The organism is Cronobacter sp. 153480017-3 (assembly GCF_053627815.1).
The window spans coordinates 1-12,512 of the sequence record NZ_JBSEYN010000005.1 but is presented as its reverse complement, the minus strand read 5'-3'; the positions used below and the strand labels follow the sequence as shown (position 1 = coordinate 12,512).

The following is a 12,512-nucleotide window of genomic DNA, read 5'->3' as shown; positions in this document are numbered from 1 at the left end:
TGGCATATTGCTTCATCCGGACGCACTGAAATGAAAATACCCCATACGGAACTTAATGTCCTGAGAGTCATGGCTGAAAAAGATACCGACTGGACGTGGATAATGCTGGATCGCACTCTTGCCATTCGTGGCAATGAAGGGTTTAGCAATGTTGCGAATATTGTCGCCAGCCTTGTTAATAATGGGATGGTTGAGGCTGTGTATATCGAAAATGCCTCGAAGCTCCGTTATCGCGTATCAGAACAAGGTCACCAGTTATTAAGGGAAAACAATGATAATTAACGAGGCTGAATTCAGCATTCTGACGTTATTAGCGTCCAGAGCCGAAGTGAAATGGACCTGGTATAGTCTCTATTGCGCCTCCTTTAGATATAGCGCAACAAATGCGCACTCCCCCGGCGGTAGAGTCAGAGACTGAGAAGTCTGAGCAAGACAAGGAAACACAGCAGGTTAACTCACTCTCTGAAGGAGGAATGTTATGGATCGCATTATTCAGTCACCCGGTAAATACATTCAGGGCGCGGGCGTGCTCTCCCGCATCGGCGACTATTTAAAACCGCTGGCCGAACGCTGGCTGGTCGTCGGGGATAAATTCGTGCTCGGGTTTGCAGAAAAGACGCTGCGCCAGAGTTTCAAACAGGCGGAGCTTAGCGTCGAAATCGCGCCCTTCGGCGGTGAATGTTCGCAAAATGAAATCGACCGGCTGCGTAAGCTCGCCGATAGCGCCAGCTGTACCGCTGTGCTGGGCATCGGCGGCGGGAAAACGCTCGATACGGCAAAAGCGCTGGCGCACTTTATGGCGGTGCCGGTCGCTATCGCGCCGACCATCGCCTCCACCGACGCGCCGTGCAGCGCGCTTTCGGTGATTTATACCGACAGCGGTGAGTTCGACCGCTACCTGATGCTGCCGCACAACCCGAACATCGTTATCGTCGACACACAGGTTGTGGCGGGCGCCCCGGCGCGCCTGCTGGCATCCGGCATTGGCGATGCGCTGGCCACCTGGTTTGAAGCGCGCGCCTGCTCGCGTAGCGGTGCCACCACCATGGCGGGCGGCAAATGCACCCAGGCCGCGCTGGCGCTTGCCGAGCTGTGCTACAACACGCTGCTTGAACAGGGAGAAAAAGCGATGCTGGCCGCCGAACAGCACGTCGTCACCCCGGCGCTTGAACGCATTATCGAAGCCAACACGTACCTGAGCGGCGTGGGCTTTGAGAGCGGCGGCCTGGCGGCAGCCCATGCTATCCACAACGGGCTTACCGCCATTCCGGACGCGCATCATTACTATCATGGCGAAAAAGTGGCCTTCGGCACGCTCACCCAACTGGTGCTGGAAAATGCGCCGTCAGAGGAGATAGAAAGGGTTGCCGCGCTTTGCCACAGCATCGGGCTGCCCATCACGCTCGCGCAGCTTGATATTAAAGAGGATGTGCAAACCAAAATGCGCCTGGTGGCGCAGGCGGCGTGCGCGGAGGGCGAAACCATTCACAATATGCCGGGTGGCGGGTCGCCGGAGCAGGTGTATGCCGCGCTGCTGGTCGCCGACCAGTACGGCCAGCGCTTTTTGCAGGAGTGGGAGTAAGCGCGGCGAGTAGTTGTGTTTTGAAATGTGTTTACCTGGAAATCCCCGCTGCGGCGGGGATTTTTATGGAGTGCAGAACAAGGAGACAGTATTAATTATTTCTGATTTAAGAAAGAACCTATTTTTCGTTTAATCATACAACCAGCGGCCAGCTCTAGCAGAGGCGATCAACATCCCAATAGTAAAATCCGGCACCGGAATGGGTTCCGGTTTTTTAAAAAAATTCCATGAGAAAGGTGAATCAGGAAAATAGGTTTTAATCGTAAACCCGGCGCGATCAACGTTAAATGTCGTAAAAAAGGCATCCATCAAATCTTCTATTTCAGCCTCGTCTATTTGCAGATCGGTATCTAAATCCGTTTCCGGCGTCAACGGGACTTCCTTCCCCGTGAAGAGATACGTACCGGCGTAAGGCCGAATGAGTTTGTAAATCTGCTTTTCGAGGTTGTCTGCCATATTTTGTCATCTCCTCTGGCGATAGTGTTGTAATCGCGTATCGTACAGAAAATAATTTGTGAGACATCTGCCGACAAAATAATAATACCGAGCAAAGAAATAGTCCGGCCAATAAAAGGCGTGATATTGCGAACCATTACCCGACGCGCTGTCCATGGTATATAACCACCTAACCATGTAGGTAATTTTATACCAAACGGGAACCTGGCCTTCTTAAAAACCTTTCTTGCTGCTCTGGATGCATAAAATGAACGATTGATGACACCATCAAACACTAGCAGTGTGCCCTCGGCAACACGCGCCTGCAACGGTTGTCTCGGATGAGCAAAATCTTAGGGTTTTCTCAGCGCCCCCTGACGCGCGGGCACGCACGGGGGCGCGGGCGAGCTATACAGTTGAGGGAGTCCGAACTATAAAACATGCAATTTTTCAAGCCGGGGATTCAGCTATAGGCTCACGGTAGAATGCGGCTTGTAGAGGGTTGTGCGCACATACCCAGTACCACCGCATTACTCCACGCGCACAAGTTCCTAAGAGCCGAGTGTGGCAGGGATTGCAGAAGAAGTCAGCTCAATGGAAACGACCGAGTAGCCCTCAATTATTCAATTCCTTGGTTAGTTCTACTTCACCAGTGGTAACATTAGAGCGTAGGTAAAAGAGATCACTATTCATCTGCTCTGGCTTCGTCCATATCTCCGCCTTCCTCGAACCGCCTTTCTGTCTGGTATAACCCAGCTTAGTCAAATAAGCTCTCAACGGCTCGACGTCAGATACTCCCCTAAAAATGATTGTGTTTGATGGGGCGTATCCATCTCCGGGATGTGATTCAAAGTAATAATCTTTCGATATGCGCGGAGCCTTCGCAATATCTTTATCAGTCAGGGAGTGATAATTGAAAAAGTCCTTTTCAGTGTACGTGGTCGTTTCATTGATACCAGAGGCAATAAAATAGATAAATAACCAGCAGAGGATAACAACCGTAATTAATACAAGGATGCTCCATTTAAAGAATTTACGCATTATCACTTCACCCCTGTGTAACCAAGTGACGTCCCATTGTCTGTAATAACTTTAACAATCCCAGATGTAAAATCGTCCCACGGCCTCAACGATGTCATAAAATGCGGGAGATTCCCTGTGTACGACTGGTGACGCACGCACGGATCATCCGGGTCAGGGAACAGAATCGGACGGAAACCACGGTTTTTATGGGAGCCTATAGCACCGTAATGATCCCAACGGCGAACAGCGGAATCGTAACTCACAGGTTTAAGGCGATAACCATAACGCCCCGGCATGATAGCTCGGTGGAATCCGAACAGGTCAGAAACTAAATCCTCACCACTGAAACCGCTATCGGTGTACCAAGAGAAAGCCCGCAAGCTTTGCAACCCTTCAAATCGAGCTGCTGTGCTCATCATCATCGCCAGCATGATTCTGTTAATATCTTCGGTACTCCGCCCGCGCTTAATTTCCCAGCGGGAGAATTTGCCTACTCCGAATTGTGAGTTGAATTTCACAAAGTGCATATCCTGCCGATACATCACTATGTAGGAAGGCTTGCCGCTACGCTCCCCCGCGATGAACTGGCTTTTAAGCTCCATGATATCACTACCACGAGCATGCCCCATGTCAACCCAGCCAAGCACCTCAGTATAAACAATACCCCTACGCAAAACGTCGAACTGCACCCCATCCTGTATTTCCGCTCTGGTGCTCATCCTTCCACCTCCTTGGTAGATTTTGTTGCCAATGTTATAGCCTATTTTTAAGCCAGTCCAGACAGCTGACAATACCGCTTATAAGCCCCGTTGGTGGTACAGACAAGCGGAGCCTCTGGCGACTTCATCAGGGTTATGTCAGTTAGTGAGGCTTATCAGGATGACCATGTACCCAAGGGGAGCGAGGCCGAACCGCTGGCAGAGCTTGCATATGGTCTGCAAGTACCGTGACCACCATAAACCTGTTTATCCCCTGCGGCGTCTCGCGACGGCGACAGAACGGGGGCATCGGGCTAAAATGTGCTTCACTAAAAGTTTTTGGGATTGTTTAGAGACGGTGGCTACGTCATAGCTTTCAAGTTGAGTCAGTAAGTGTTTGACGCCTGGAACTACACGCCGCTATGAGTAAACATCCCAATTACCACTATCAACCACAGCGGCTTTTTCAAGGGACCTAACAGAGCATTTCTTACAGGCAAAAGAGACAGATTTTATTGTCTAACTAGCTGTATTGTAAGGAATTTAGCGACTTGGTGCGAAGGCCGGACTCGAACATAGCAACTATCCTTATGATCTTTAGTAATTAAAGCAACCCGCATTATCGATGATACCATCATTGATACCATCATTGATACCATCAGTCCCGATTGATGATAATCGAACAGTAATAAATTACGACTAAACAATTTATGCTTCAACATAAGATTGAATGCTTGGGTTTACCATTTTAATGTAGTGGAAAAATTTTAACACAATGCTTAAGAAAAATAATCACACATGAAAAATACATTTCCTTTCATATAGTTAACACACCACAAATAACTGTATATAAACCCAGTATTAAATGGTAAAATCACTGTTGTGTTCAATTGTTGAACATTTATAATACATTTGTCGGATAGGGGGTGTTTATGCAAAGGAACACATACAACAAAGTAGGTCTATACATCCTATCTTTAGCTATGCTTTTTGTTTTTATCATTATCCTGACTGCCAAAATCCCCTTTTGCTTCACTTCGGATTGTAGCTTCATAGGTTTAAAAAAACTTGTATTAACAAATATTGTTCCTATTGTTTGCTTTGTATTTTTTCTATTTAGTATTTATTTTTATAAAAGATTAAAAAATATAACAAAATACAATGGACAAGATAGTGTTAAAATAACATCATGTCAAAGCGAAAACTATGAAAGCTTAACATTCTTAGCAACATACATTGTACCTTTTATGGGGTTTAGCTTTGAAGACATGCAAAAGAATATAGCATATCTTTTGCTTGTAGTAGTAATAGGCATTATTTTTATTAAAACAGACAAGTACTATGCGAATCCAACTTTAGCTCTGTTTGGCTTTAAACTGTACAGGGTAAATATACTACACCCAGGAAGCGGAGAGACAAAAAATCTGATAGCTATTTCAAATGATGTATTAAAAGTGGACGATAATGTTTATTATAGTTTCTTTGATGAATTTGTTTTTATAGCAAGGAAAAAAGCATGACGACTCAGCAGTTAAAAGAAAAAATTTCAAAAATAATTGATAACTTTAGCGGGATTAGAGTTGTATTTACTACTACTGCTAATGAACTAAAGCTTTCCAGAATTGAAGGGAGTGCGTTAAGTAGCATAGCTGAAGGGTTTATTGATAAAATCAAAGAAGACATTATAGATAATGAAGATCTCACCTCACCCTTATTATCCAATTTTGATGATAGAAAAAATGCCTTGTTTAAATTTGATTATGAACAATATCCTGAAGAATTTAAAAAAATCACTCAGGCCATCGCTATCCCTCCTAACTCACAAGATTATTATAACCCTTTAAATAAATTCACAGATGTAAAAGGGATTATAATTTTAATAAGCGGAGATAACAAATGCTTGGCTCTTTATAAAAATAAAACTAACCTAGCGGTGTTAAGAAATAGCAGAAAACTCTTTAATTTGGTCCCAGACCCTGATGGCTATTTGAAACAACTTCCTAATGAAATATTACGTTTGGATTTCAATTATGATCTTTTTTTAATTGATGAGGATTTTTACATTAAAAATCACAAGACACTTGAAACCCAAATGAAATTTCATCAAGTGATTGAAGCCCAAGCAGCTATTGCTTTAAATTCTTTACGGGAATCTTTATTAATTGAAGATATATCCTTTTTAGAAAAAAGTTCGAAAGAACTATCTTTTTCCAGAAAACTTGCAAAGGTATCAAAACACTCACCGGTTTTAGGTAAAATAGAAGCAACGAACATTATCAATTATGTTGCTAACCATGAAGTATTATCTTCGCTGTTACAGATTAATGAGCTGAAGACTAAATTAATTATCAAAACCAAAGAGTCTCAGAGATTTTTCATAAAGTTAATGTGTGATGATTATTTAAAATCTGATTTAACAAAACTAATGTATGATAGTCTTGCAAAAGATATTTTAAAAAAATAATAAGGAATAGTAGAGTGTAAATTCACTTACTTATTCATTATAAATACCTCTTAACATTTAGTGCATTTTAAGTTACAATACTTGGTTAAACGATAAGCAAGTTGCTGTGTAGGCAACATTTTCAACATAGCTGATCTTAGATTGAAATTAGAGGACATATGACTATTGGATTTACATTGATCTGCCCGGTAAGGGGAGTACTCAAAGCCTCAAGGAAAAGCAAAGATGGACTAACACCATCTGAGGAATTCCGACGAGTTGAGGCAATCAAGTACCTGATCAGACAAGGATATCCAAAAGAAAATTTCATCATAGAAGGTGTTGTTAAGAAATTCGGGAATTCCGGAAGGAATAGTATGCGATGTGATTTTATTGTCTTGGATAAAAAAGCATCCCTTGTCGATAAAGGAAATATCGACGACATACTCGAACACTCACTAGTCTTGGCTGAAATTAAAAGAGATAACAAGAAAGCTGATTATGTAAAAGATACACAGGTTAAGCCTCTTTTAGATTTTGCCAAAAATCAGTCATGCATTGCACTTTATTGGGATAATATTGAGCAAAGAATATTTTGGAATGTTTACTCTAATTCTAAAAGGACGGTTAATGAAGGGCCGTTGGCCTTGCTTCCCAAATTTGGACTAAAAGTTGAGGTTAAAGCTCTTTCATTACAGGACCTGATGTTACCTGATTCTTTATTGGGCACCTATGCTTTGATAGAAGATATCCTACATCAGTCAGCGATTGATATGGAAGAACGTTATGAAACAATATTAAAGCTTCTTTTGTCAAAAATATATGATGAACATTTTACTGCTGCTAAGAAAAATAATGAAATGGTCTTTCAAGACTATTTTCTGTTAGGATGCTCTTTCAAAGATGGCAGTGACAAACTTAATAAATTATTAAATGATGCCGTCACTTATTATGAAAGACACTTACCTAAAAAAATATCTAAAAAATTCAACATTAGACCAGATGTTCTATGCGAATGCGCCAAAATTCTGGCTCCAATTAAAATAACGTCCTCGAAGAGAGATATAATTCAAACTTTTTACATGAAGTTTGCAAAAGATCTTTATCGTTGGGATTTAGCTCAGTACTTCACTCCTCCGACTGTTACCGATTTTATAATTGACATGCTCAACCCTCAATTTGGTGAGCATCTGAAAGATCCAGCATGTGGTAGTGCTGATTTCTTGGTTGCTGCATTCCATAAAGGTAGAAGTATCGACAAAAACTATGCAGATTGCCTTTGGGGTAGTGATAATTCAATGAATGCGGTTCAAGCTGCAGTGCTGAACATGCTTTTAAATGGCGATGGAAAAACAAACATAAAAAAAGAAGACTCACTTGAGAATGTCAACAACTCTCTAGATTCTTATAAAATAATGGTCTGCAATCCTCCTTTTGGAGTAAAAATTGTAGAAAAAAGAGCAGAGATTCTTAATAGATTTGATTTAGGTAAGCTTTGGGAGAAAGATAGCAAGGGTGATATTGTAAAAACAGATAAGATCGTAAAAAGTCAGGAAACAGGATTGTTATTTGCTGAACTGTGTGTCAAACAAACTTCACCTAAAGGTAGAATAGCCATAATCGTCCCTAATGGATATTTAGGTAATAGATCAGAAAACTATGTTTTCTTCCGTGAATGGTTATTGCGACACTGTAAGATTGCATCTATTTGCTCATTCCCAAGGTTTACATTCAAAACTAGCGGTGCCGATGTTAGTGCAAGTGTTCTTTTTTTAGAAAAAAGGACAGAGCCATTAAAACGCAGCACTGATTCGGAAGAGTATTTCTTTCATGTTGGAATGATAGAAAGAGTTGGCTGGGACTTAGGGAATAAAGTAGCCGCTCCAGTATTCAAGCGAAATGAAGATGATGGTAGTTATTTGATCAGTCCTGATACAGGTGAACAACTTATCGATAGCGATTTTTCATCTATATTGACTGACTTCAGAAATAGCTTACCTGCTGACGAGATGGACTGGATTACTGAAGGAATTACATCTAAAGTCTGTTCGGCTGAAGGATGGTCTGTTTCGATTAAAAATGTTCTTGATGATGATTTAAAAACTTTAGACCCGAAGCGATACTGTGAAAAATATGTATCTTTAGTAGATGCTATAAAACAAGAGAGCCATTTCTACCTAACAGATGCACTAGAAATAATTTCACAAGGGATTAACTCCTTAGGTGAGAGAATTAAAAAAGAAGATTCGAAGGTTTATAAATATATCGAAATACAAGATATTGGATATGGAGATTATAAGTATACCGAGATGAAAGGATGGGAGCTTCCATCCAGGGCAAAACATCACGTAGAACCGGGTGATATATATTTAGGTTCTGTATGGGGTAGTGTAACTAAATGGTTCATGGCCGATTCTCGTTTAGAAGATGCAATTGTCACTAATGGTTGCTATAGATTACGTCCTTTATCTGGTGAGTCCGACAAATTAATTGACATAGTCGCATTTCTATGTACTGAAGCTTATGCAGTACAGATGAGAGCATTAGCCAGAGGCTCAGATGGTTTAGCAGAAGTCCATGAAACTGATCTTTCTAAAATCGTAGTCCCGATAGTTACAGATAAAAAACTTAGAATAGAAATCAAGGAATATTTGAATTCATTGCTTGATGGTCGCCAAACACTGTCTTCAGCAGTCCAGTTATGGCAGAGCAATAATGCTATATCATTGCCAAAAGTATCTAAAAGACATCATCATGCCGTATTAGTTTAAAAAAATGAGCCAAGGATGGCTATTATCATATAAAATGATTAAATTATTGATATGTAAATGAAATATTTCCTTGCAATTGAGTTGCTTTCGACATAAAGTTGGTATTTACATAGTTGAGGATGGCAATATGGACATAATTAATGAAGCAGGTTTATATGCAAATTACTTTAACTACTTTATAGAACACTATTTTTTATGGTCTCTTCTATTTATCTGTGCATCAATATTTTTCTGGCGACTATACAGAAAAGCACACATTGAAGATCAAATGAAATTTAAGAAATACTTATACCTTCTATTAGTATGCTTTTTAATATTTATCTGCATATTTATATTCAACACAAAGAAAGAAGTTGATAAGGAGCGTAAACAAAGCCATCAATACTTATCTACACATAAGTAATATCATAACGTTTTGTAAACTAACCATATGCCATAGATAAAAGGAACAAGATAAATGAAAAATGCTTGTTCCTGTAAACTAAGACCTTTCCACCACAGAAATATTTTCTTTTTTGTCTTTTCAAAATTTATATACATTTATTATCTCCTTTTTGGATGATGAATAACATATTCTAATTATATGTCAATCACCAAATAAAATTAAAAATCTCTGTTAGCAAGAGCTAACTCAGAGAAGCTCCGCTTCTCCCGTTGCCTTGCTTTTTCTGCTCTATGATTGAAAAAGAATAGCTCTACACATTATACTTATGTATAAACACTAATAGTCTTGAACAATCAACAAGAGTAGGAAAAATCATGAAGTTTGAAGATGGTAAAATCATAATTGATGATAAAGACTTCTTAAGAAGGATGAAGCACTCCATTGCTGATCCTAAAAAGACTATATCTACGCGAGGGAAATGTCCATACTGCTCAAATACTCTAGAATATTATGAGGTGTTTACTTCTGATTTCCCGATGCCAGAGAGACAAACCATTATACCTGCCTTTGATGAAAAAGGTGTAATGATCGGAAAATGTGAAAATTGCAATAATACATTTAAAGTGGAAATAACCAATCCGGAACTATCAAATTTCAATCCAGAAAGAATCAAGGAAGATTTTTATTTTTTTAGTGATACCAATCAACAAAAACCCCAAAAATACTCAAATATTAAAACTATTCAAAGTTTTGTTGAAACAAACACTATTTTGACTGACAGGCACCGGGGTTATGATTTTAATGATAATCCTTTATTCATATGTGAAGACTGTCACAGTAATTTAGAAAACATATCATACACATTTTTAAAAGATCAAAAATGGAATGCAATATCCAATAACTATAGTAATTATATTAACTGGGATCTTGCAAGTCGTGGTGGTTCTCCAAAATACATTGTAATCCGTTTTCCATTTTACTGCTCATGTGGAAAGGAACATGATGCGATATTTTATAGTGATTATCACGAAACATCAGACTTTCAACACCATCAGTTTGGCTTATTAAATATTTTCGGTGCTCAACCTTTATCGGAAACATTATTTGGTGTTCATACAAAAACAACTATTATGACTTGGCTATACAAATTACTGACAAGGTGGGATTTTCTTTATGATGAGGTATATATTATATCCCCTTTCGTCGGCCACCAATTTTTAAATAAGAAAGATTTGGTAAATACATGGCTAAATGTTCTTTCCAGAGTTAACCCGCAAAAGACAAAGATATTTGTAAGAAACGGTCAATCTAAATCCTTTAAGCGAGCGTTTTCAGAAACCAATATGATTAGTTATGATGTCATGGAAAAATTCGACTTAGGATCAGTACTTATTGATGAACTTAAAAGTAAGAATAATTTCCACGCAAAAGTCTATTGTGCGGTGAGTCAAAACAGATGTGAAATATTGAATGGTTCAATGAATCTCGTCGAAGGAAAATCATTTGAAGTGGCTAATTTTGACATATTAGATAGTTATTCGAAAGCATTTGATAAATTTCTTAATCCACTTGGTATTAACAGAACAGATAAAATACCTCCTGAAAATAACAAGAAAGAATTCTCACTATTATTTGATGAAAAAAGTGACTTCAATCCATACACGGGCACATTATATCCTGAGAGTTATATATCTGTCGCAATAAACAATCAAGACCCAACTCCTCGCTACCCTTAAGCAGATACTTCTAAACCATAAAAAACCCATTGCTTCTCTAAACCAAATACAGTTGTCGGAATATAGAACCAATGGGTTGACTTTATTATTAAATCATATAAATATTAAATGACATTATGGACAGCATGTAAAAGGATATACATATGACCACATCAAACAACTCTCCTCAATTTTCCATAGTAGATACCGTAAAACTAAAAAGTCATTTACGGACTCATTGTATCAGTGTCAGATTAAATAACACTGAACTGCAACTTCTCAACACAAAACGAGGCTCTATGAGAAAAGGAGAGTGGCTTCGTATGGCTTCCCTTCAAAAATTGCCTCCAGTTATACCAGCTATTAATACCAAAGCCTGGATAGCTTTAACTGACATATCGCAAAAGCTAAATCGAATTGCGATCCATATCGATGGTAAGAGCAAAGACAGCAAGCTTACTCATACAGAGCTTTTCGCAGTGAAACGACAACTGGAAGAGCTTCGCCAGCACCTGCTAAATGCTGACATATGGAGCAAATCCTATGAAGGGTATGCAGAAGATCAAAAGGGGTAAAAGCTTCGCTGGTGTGGTCCAATACGCATTGAAACCGGGAGCACATCATAAATGCAATCCAGTCGTAATCGGGGGCAATATGCTGGGTGACACCGCCCATGAAATGATTGCAGAGTTCGATAGCACCAAGCATCTTCGCCAGGATGTCGCAAAACCAGTTTGGCACAACTCGCTTCGCTTACCTGATGGTGAATCATTATCGAATGACCAATGGGCAAGGATAGCTGACGACTACATGAAGAGGATGGGATTCAGTGATACTCATCTCCGTTGCTATGTGCTTCATGACGACGATGGCCAGCATATACACATTATCGCCAGCAGAATCGACATAGCCGGTGGGAACCTCTACTTGGGTAGGAACGAAAACCTTATAAGTACACGGATCATTAGTGAACTCGAAATCGCTCACGGTCTGACAGTGACCAAGACAGCAGCTTCCATTACACCAAAACAACAGAAGCGAAGAAAGGTTTCCCGCAATGAACAGATGCTATCAGAAAGAACTGGTGTTCCCTCCCCTAAGGAAGCCCTACAACAGATCATTGATAAAAGTTTGGCTGATAAGCCTGACCTTCTAACTTTTATCAAGAGGCTGGAAGAAGCAGAAGTCGGCTGGACGGCGAATATCGCTTCTACCGGGAAAATGAACGGCTTCTCATTTTCTTACCGCGATATTGCTTTCAAAGCTTCGCAATTGGGTAAAAGCTATTCTTGGGCAAATCTCAGTAATCGGCTTAACTACGACCCCGACCACTTAGAAGCTATGCAGGCTATAAAGGAAGCTATCCCTGCTCCTGCTCCTGCTCCTGCTCCTGCTCCTGCTCCTGCTCCTGCTCCTGCTCCTGCTCCTGCTCCTGCTCCTGCTCCTGCTCCTGCTCCTGC

General features: G+C 40.2%; 11 protein-coding genes and 1 pseudogene. 8 read left to right on the top strand and 4 right to left on the bottom strand.

The genetic code is table 11. The features are described 5' to 3' along the window. The first annotated feature begins 30 nt into the window (after positions 1-30). Entirely contained in the window at positions 31-282 is a 252-nt protein-coding gene (locus tag ACUW6V_RS12560; protein ID WP_181035589.1) for a MarR family transcriptional regulator, read from the top strand. A gap of 196 nt (positions 283-478) precedes the next feature. Next, positions 479-1,582, top strand: a complete 1,104-nt coding sequence (gene gldA / locus ACUW6V_RS12555) for a bifunctional L-1,2-propanediol dehydrogenase/glycerol dehydrogenase (RefSeq protein WP_454038430.1) — start codon at positions 479-481, stop codon at positions 1,580-1,582. Positions 1,583-1,711: 129 nt separating this feature from the next. Here the strand turns inward: gldA and ACUW6V_RS12550 are convergent, their stop codons facing one another. From ACUW6V_RS12550 to ACUW6V_RS12535, 4 genes and pseudogenes are all read right to left on the bottom strand, one after another. Next, positions 1,712-2,038 carry a DUF1493 family protein gene (locus ACUW6V_RS12550; RefSeq protein ID WP_012125882.1) on the bottom strand — a complete coding sequence of 109 codons (327 nt, stop codon included), beginning with the start codon at positions 2,036-2,038 and terminating at the stop codon, positions 1,712-1,714. After that, positions 2,035-2,286 (bottom strand): annotated as a pseudogene (locus tag ACUW6V_RS12545) (STM2901 family protein); the annotation flags it as partial. The gene ACUW6V_RS12550 and the pseudogene ACUW6V_RS12545, both read right to left, overlap by 4 nt. A gap of 346 nt (positions 2,287-2,632) precedes the next feature. Continuing rightward, on the bottom strand, positions 2,633-3,058 hold the full coding sequence (locus tag ACUW6V_RS12540) for a VOC family protein (RefSeq protein ID WP_012125883.1): 426 nt from the start codon (positions 3,056-3,058) through the stop codon (positions 2,633-2,635). 2 nt (positions 3,059-3,060) lie between these two features. Beyond that, positions 3,061-3,759 (bottom strand): hypothetical protein, encoded by a 699-nt coding sequence (locus tag ACUW6V_RS12535; RefSeq protein ID WP_012125884.1) that lies wholly within the window; start codon positions 3,757-3,759, stop codon positions 3,061-3,063. A 911-nt stretch (positions 3,760-4,670) separates the two neighbouring features. Between ACUW6V_RS12535 and kwaA the strand changes: the two genes are divergently transcribed. The 6 genes from kwaA to ACUW6V_RS12505 form a co-directional block, all read left to right on the top strand. Then, complete coding sequence (gene kwaA, locus ACUW6V_RS12530; RefSeq protein WP_079987285.1) at positions 4,671-5,258, top strand: anti-phage protein KwaA; 588 nt, start codon at positions 4,671-4,673, stop codon at positions 5,256-5,258. Beyond that, on the top strand, positions 5,255-6,202 hold the full coding sequence (gene kwaB, locus ACUW6V_RS12525; protein WP_088546532.1) for an anti-phage protein KwaB: 948 nt from the start codon (positions 5,255-5,257) through the stop codon (positions 6,200-6,202). The genes kwaA and kwaB overlap by 4 nt, the downstream gene beginning before the upstream one ends. A 158-nt stretch (positions 6,203-6,360) precedes the next feature. Further along, positions 6,361-8,952 carry an N-6 DNA methylase gene (locus ACUW6V_RS12520; RefSeq protein ID WP_069924882.1) on the top strand — a complete coding sequence of 864 codons (2,592 nt, stop codon included), beginning with the start codon at positions 6,361-6,363 and terminating at the stop codon, positions 8,950-8,952. 759 nt (positions 8,953-9,711) lie between these two features. Next, the gene (locus ACUW6V_RS12515; RefSeq protein WP_454038429.1) at positions 9,712-11,073 is read left to right on the top strand and encodes a hypothetical protein; all 1,362 of its coding nucleotides are present in this window, start codon (positions 9,712-9,714) and stop codon (positions 11,071-11,073) included. A 143-nt stretch (positions 11,074-11,216) separates the two neighbouring features. Then, on the top strand, positions 11,217-11,627 hold the full coding sequence (locus tag ACUW6V_RS12510; RefSeq protein ID WP_454038428.1) for a hypothetical protein: 411 nt from the start codon (positions 11,217-11,219) through the stop codon (positions 11,625-11,627). Then, positions 11,596-12,512, top strand: a 917-nt coding sequence (locus tag ACUW6V_RS12505) for a relaxase/mobilization nuclease domain-containing protein (protein WP_454038427.1), incomplete at its 3' end; no start/stop codon positions are given. The genes ACUW6V_RS12510 and ACUW6V_RS12505, both read left to right, overlap by 32 nt.

Coding starts and splice junctions, on each gene's coding strand:
- ACUW6V_RS12560 (WP_181035589.1), top strand. CDS start 31: ATGAAAATACCCCATACGGAACTTAATGTCCTGAGAGTCATGGCTGAA.
- gldA (WP_454038430.1), top strand. CDS start 479: ATGGATCGCATTATTCAGTCACCCGGTAAATACATTCAGGGCGCGGGC.
- ACUW6V_RS12550 (WP_012125882.1), bottom strand. CDS start 2,038: ATGGCAGACAACCTCGAAAAGCAGATTTACAAACTCATTCGGCCTTAC.
- ACUW6V_RS12540 (WP_012125883.1), bottom strand. CDS start 3,058: ATGCGTAAATTCTTTAAATGGAGCATCCTTGTATTAATTACGGTTGTT.
- ACUW6V_RS12535 (WP_012125884.1), bottom strand. CDS start 3,759: ATGAGCACCAGAGCGGAAATACAGGATGGGGTGCAGTTCGACGTTTTG.
- kwaA (WP_079987285.1), top strand. CDS start 4,671: ATGCAAAGGAACACATACAACAAAGTAGGTCTATACATCCTATCTTTA.
- kwaB (WP_088546532.1), top strand. CDS start 5,255: ATGACGACTCAGCAGTTAAAAGAAAAAATTTCAAAAATAATTGATAAC.
- ACUW6V_RS12520 (WP_069924882.1), top strand. CDS start 6,361: ATGACTATTGGATTTACATTGATCTGCCCGGTAAGGGGAGTACTCAAA.
- ACUW6V_RS12515 (WP_454038429.1), top strand. CDS start 9,712: ATGAAGTTTGAAGATGGTAAAATCATAATTGATGATAAAGACTTCTTA.
- ACUW6V_RS12510 (WP_454038428.1), top strand. CDS start 11,217: ATGACCACATCAAACAACTCTCCTCAATTTTCCATAGTAGATACCGTA.